The organism is Synechocystis sp. LEGE 06083 (genome assembly GCF_015207725.1).
GTDB lineage: Bacteria > Cyanobacteriota > Cyanobacteriia > Cyanobacteriales > Microcystaceae > Synechocystis > Synechocystis salina.
The window spans coordinates 1-4,582 of sequence record NZ_JADEWJ010000291.1 but is presented as its reverse complement, the minus strand read 5'-3'; the positions used below and the strand labels follow the sequence as shown (position 1 = coordinate 4,582).

At 49.5% G+C, this 4,582-nt stretch carries 4 protein-coding genes; all 4 read right to left on the bottom strand.

All coding sequences use genetic code 11. The features are described from left to right. Positions 1-24: 24 nt before the first annotated feature. Positions 25-615, bottom strand: coding sequence for a Uma2 family endonuclease (locus IQ219_RS17010; RefSeq protein WP_368667628.1), 591 nt, complete (start codon positions 613-615; stop codon positions 25-27). Between the two features lie 145 nt (positions 616-760). Beyond that, positions 761-2,638, bottom strand: coding sequence for a molybdate ABC transporter permease subunit (gene modB / locus IQ219_RS17005; RefSeq protein ID WP_194073390.1), 1,878 nt, complete (start codon positions 2,636-2,638; stop codon positions 761-763). A 38-nt stretch (positions 2,639-2,676) separates the two neighbouring features. Beyond that, positions 2,677-3,498 (bottom strand): molybdate ABC transporter substrate-binding protein, encoded by an 822-nt coding sequence (gene modA / locus IQ219_RS17000; RefSeq protein WP_194073389.1) that lies wholly within the window; start codon positions 3,496-3,498, stop codon positions 2,677-2,679. A gap of 94 nt (positions 3,499-3,592) precedes the next feature. Further along, positions 3,593-4,582: type IV pilus biogenesis/stability protein PilW (locus tag IQ219_RS16995; protein WP_368667627.1), on the bottom strand; the 990-nt coding region annotated here is incomplete at its 5' end.

Below are 4,582 nucleotides of genomic sequence, written 5' to 3'. Positions count from 1 at the left end.
CAATCAATCCTCTCTGTATCCACTTCACCAAATCAAGTCTAAATCCAAGATAAACATTGGTAAAACATTTTCCCCTGATAAACTGCTGGGATTATCGACTACTTCAACCCCTTGACCCTGACGATAAATTTCCACTTGTTTACTTTGTCGATTAATCAGCCAACCCAAACGCGTGCCATTTTCCAAATATTCTGCCATTTTTTCCTGTAGGGGCTTTAAATTGTCACTCGGCGATCGCAACTCAATCACAAAATCGGGGCAAAGGGGAACAAATCCCTGTTTTTCCTCTGGCGTTAATGCTGTCCATTTTTCTAGGGAAATCCAGGCCGCATCGGGGGATCGATCCGCACCATTGGGGAGTTTAAAGCCCGTGGAAGAATCAAATACTTTGCCAAGCTGATTCTGTTTATTCCAATGTCTTAATTGGTAGTTAATTTCAGAGTTGCGTTCTCCTGTTTCTCCACCCGTAGGGGGCATAATGATTAAATCTCCCTGATAAGTTCTCTCAAACCGTAAATCATTGTTACTTTGACAAAGTTTATAAAACTGCTCGTCGGATAACTTCAAAGAATCCATTTTAATCTTGAGCGAACTCATAGTTGTTCTCCCAATCATCGGGGGGGGCAGGCATTGACTTCTAGTTTAACATTGGAATTTTAGGGATGTTGTGTCCTCTTAAGATTTGATAATTTCAACGCAACATCAAACTTTTACATTGCAACACAAAAATATCTAGAAATTCCCATCAAACCATTTTTGCTCAACCGGGATGCAACAACATTAGTCGGCGGGGCTCCAGGCACACAGGCCAGGGCTGGGGACGCTGGCGCAATATTTCCCATTTTTCTTTGAATACTTCCGCCTGTAGGTGGTAATCATCGCCATTGAGGGGCGGCTTGCCCAACTTGAGATAGACAGTCATGCGATGGGGGGTTTCACTGGTCCACACAACCCAACCAGGAAAAGTATTGATGGGGGAATGCTCTTGATCGAAAAAGTCTAAAAATCTAATTTGATGGGCTCGGATGCCGATGTGGTTTTGGGAAGAAGAAACCGGTGCCATGGTTTGCAGTGTGCATTGCCAATCCAAGGCCCAGACAGTGTGGCGGTCAATGGGCTGAATGGGGGAATAGTTTTTACAGCCAGTCAGTTGGGCAATGGTGAGGGTATTGGGGTGGTCAAAGACGGCCTGCTTATCCCCCGTTGCCACCAGTTTGCCTTGATTGAGTACAAGTAATTTCTGACAAAGCCGGTAGGCTTCTTCTAAGTTATGGCTGACAAATAGGGTAAATCCTTGGTAATTGGCAAGGGTTTTCAGCAGTTGCTTTTCCAGTTCATGACGTAAATGGGTATCTAGGGCAGAAAAAGGCTCATCTAATAACAGTACGTCTGGCTCGGGAGCTAAAGCCCTGGCCAGGGCGACTCGCTGTTGCTGGCCGCCGGATAGCTGATGGGGATAACGATCGCCCATTTTTTCTAAATTTACTAAAAGTAATTGCTGCCTGACCCGGAGCGATCGCCGGTGGGCGGGGAGATGCCGTAACCCAAACGCAATATTCTCAGCCACTGTCAGATGAGGAAACAGGGCGTAGTTTTGCAACACTAAACCAACTTTCCGTTCATGGCTAGGCACATTGATATTCCGTTGTGAATCAAACAGGGTGCGACCGTTCAGGATAATTCTTCCTTGGGTCGGCGTTTCTACCCCCGCAAGGCAACGCAGTGTCATGGTTTTCCCGGAGCCCGATGCTCCCAACAATCCCACCGTTTCCCCCTGGGCGGTAAAGGCCACGTCTAGGGTAAATTGGGCTAATTGTTTTTGTAGTTTGACCTCAATCCCTGGAGCATTTTTTCGTTGCTCTGGATAACAAAAGGGAAGGCTTTGCCCCGGTTCTTGTTGTGAAACAGTCACTGCCCCGATGGATGGATTTGCCGACGGAGAAGAGGCGATCGCCGGGGAATGTCGGCCCTGAACCCTAGTTTCATAGTGGTTTTGCCACATATTGGCGGCCACAATACCGGACAGGGAAAGGGACAGAATGATGCTGACCCATAGCCAGGCCTCCTGCATGGCCCCCGCTTCCGTGGCAAAGTAAATCGCCATTGGGATGGTTTGGGTTTGACCAGGAATATTCCCCGCCAGCATCAGGGTGGCCCCAAATTCCCCTAGGGAACGGGCAAAGGCGAGGGTCGTACCAGCTACAATGCCGGGGATGGAAAGGGGCAGTAAAACCCGCCAAAAAATATATCTTTTCGAAGCCCCCAGGGTTTGGGCAACTTGCAAGAGATGGCGATCGACTTGCTCAAATGCTCCAAGGGCGGTTTTGTACATGAGGGGAAAAGAGACAACCGTTGCCGTTACCACTGCGGCATACCAGGTGAATACAATGGTGAAACCCAACTCGGCAGTTAGTTTTCCCACTGGGCCATTTTTCCCAAACAATAACAACAATAAAAAGCCGACGACCGTGGGGGGCAGGATTAAAGGGGCGATGAAAATGCTCTCTATCACTGATTTCCAAGGACTCTGGGTGCCCAGCATCCAATAGGCCGCCGTAATACCAAGGATAAACGTGGCGATCGTTGCCAAGCCTGCGGTTTTAAGAGAAATCCAGAGGGGAGTCAGTTCAGGGACCATCAAGGGGATATGGGGGACAGGTTGGAGGGGCAGGCAAATTATTGACCAGGGCCAAAACCATATTGACTAAAAGCATTCTGTGCCGCTGGACTGGCCAGAAATGCCGCATAGGTATGGGCCGCGTCTGGGTGGTCACTGGCCTTAATCACGGCGATCGGATAAACAATGGGAGCGTGTGAATTTGGGGGGGCCATGGTTACCGTCTTCACCCGTTTTGAAATTTGGGCATCGGTGGCATAGACAATCCCGGCATCGGCATTACCACTCTCAACGGCACTGAGCACACTCCGCACAGAGTTGCCATAGACAAATTTAGGCTGTAACTGCGGCAATATGCCGAGGTTGAGGAATACTTCTTCCGCGTATTGTCCGGCCGGCACACTGCGGGGCTCCCCCATGGCAATACGCCTAACTTGGGCATCGGCCAGTTGCTCAAACGTCTTAATATTCAGGGTGGAATTCTGGGGAACAATCAAAGCCAAACGATTGCTGAGCAAATTGCGACGGCTATCTTTGTCAATTAAATTCTTGGCTTCCAACCTATCCATTTGTTTGGATGCGGCGGAGATAAATAGATCAACCTTGGCCCCCTGTTCAATTTGCTGTTGCAATGTGCCGGAAGCGGCAAAATTATAGTTCACCCCAATGTTTGGATGGGTCGATTCAAAGACGGGATCCAATGCTGCGATGGCATCCTGCAAACTGGCCGCCGCCGACACAGTTAGGATAATGGGTTCCTTGGTTGATGGGATAAAACTTTCTGGACTGGGGGATGACTGATTCACTTTGCCCATTACCCCCACCGTCAATAAACCTACCAAAGCAAGGAGCCAAAACCAAGCCAGTTTATTTTGTTTCATTATTTTCCCACCTGATATTTTTCGGACTGGCCCATCCCTGGGTTAGCCACATAAAATTACGCTCAGTAAATTTTGCATCTCAAAACTATCTCTGCTAATCCTTGGCGATCGCCTGCCAGAGTTCTGACCGCAAAGGCTGGAGGGCATTGTCTAAGGCCGGGGCAAGGATGGGGGAGGGTAACATAAAGGGAAACCAAGTTACCAGGGGAAGATTTTCCGTCACTTGATAGAAATCGCTGGGGTTGGGGCCGTCAATGTGCCTTGAGTTGACCCCAAAACCTAATCTCTGACGACGGTACTGGAGTATGGGAGCGTAATCCGTTAACCAAGTGTAGAAGTCGGGGGCCTGTTGCAGGGAACCGAGGGTTTGTTGCAACAAGGGTTCTGGCATGGGGGTTCCATTAACCTGTAACCAAGCTTGATTGATTAATTCCCTCGCCTGGGCGGGGTTTTGCCAAGCTTGCACCACTTGGATGGCGACGTTACCTAAGGCGGGGAGATATTCCTCTAGTTGGGTCGGATTTTTGCTTAATCCCACCACGGCCTGGGCCTGGCGATCGCCAAATTGATTCAACTCTGCCTCTGCCTGGGAAAATTGTCCCAACCACCAATGGATTCCCCCCTGGATTTGCCCTAACAGTTTTTGGTAATCCCCATCATCACCATGTTCTTGCCGCAGTTGACCGAGGGTAGACTGGATTTTTGCCATCAAGGGTGGGTAAAGCGGGGCAAAATTGGGATTGCGCCAGAGGGGATTGGTGATAAACAGAGGATCCCGCAGGCATTCCAAACTAAAAGCTTCGATCGCCAAGTCTAACTTTTGTTGTACCAACAGACTTAGTCCTAGACCGTAGAAAACTCCCCGCTTGGCGGGCACCAATTGGCTGGCAGTGGCAAAGGATTGACTAGCTTGGGGGGGGGCTTGGCCCAGGGCTAACCAGCCCAAATTGTTATGGGTAAATTCCTGGTGGGGAGAAGCTTCAATACTCCGCTCCAAGGCGGCGATCGCCCCATTGATCAATTCCTCCCTTTCCCCGGGATCGGCGGTGGTTAAAGCAATGTTGCCCAAATTCCACCCCAACTG

What these genes read in the sequence shown, in the direction of transcription:
- modB (WP_194073390.1), bottom strand. Translation starts at nt 2,638, where the DNA reads ATGGTCCCTGAACTGACTCCCCTCTGGATTTCTCTTAAAACCGCAGGC.
- IQ219_RS17010 (WP_368667628.1), bottom strand. Translation starts at nt 615, where the DNA reads ATGATTGGGAGAACAACTATGAGTTCGCTCAAGATTAAAATGGATTCT.
- modA (WP_194073389.1), bottom strand. Translation starts at nt 3,498, where the DNA reads ATGAAACAAAATAAACTGGCTTGGTTTTGGCTCCTTGCTTTGGTAGGT.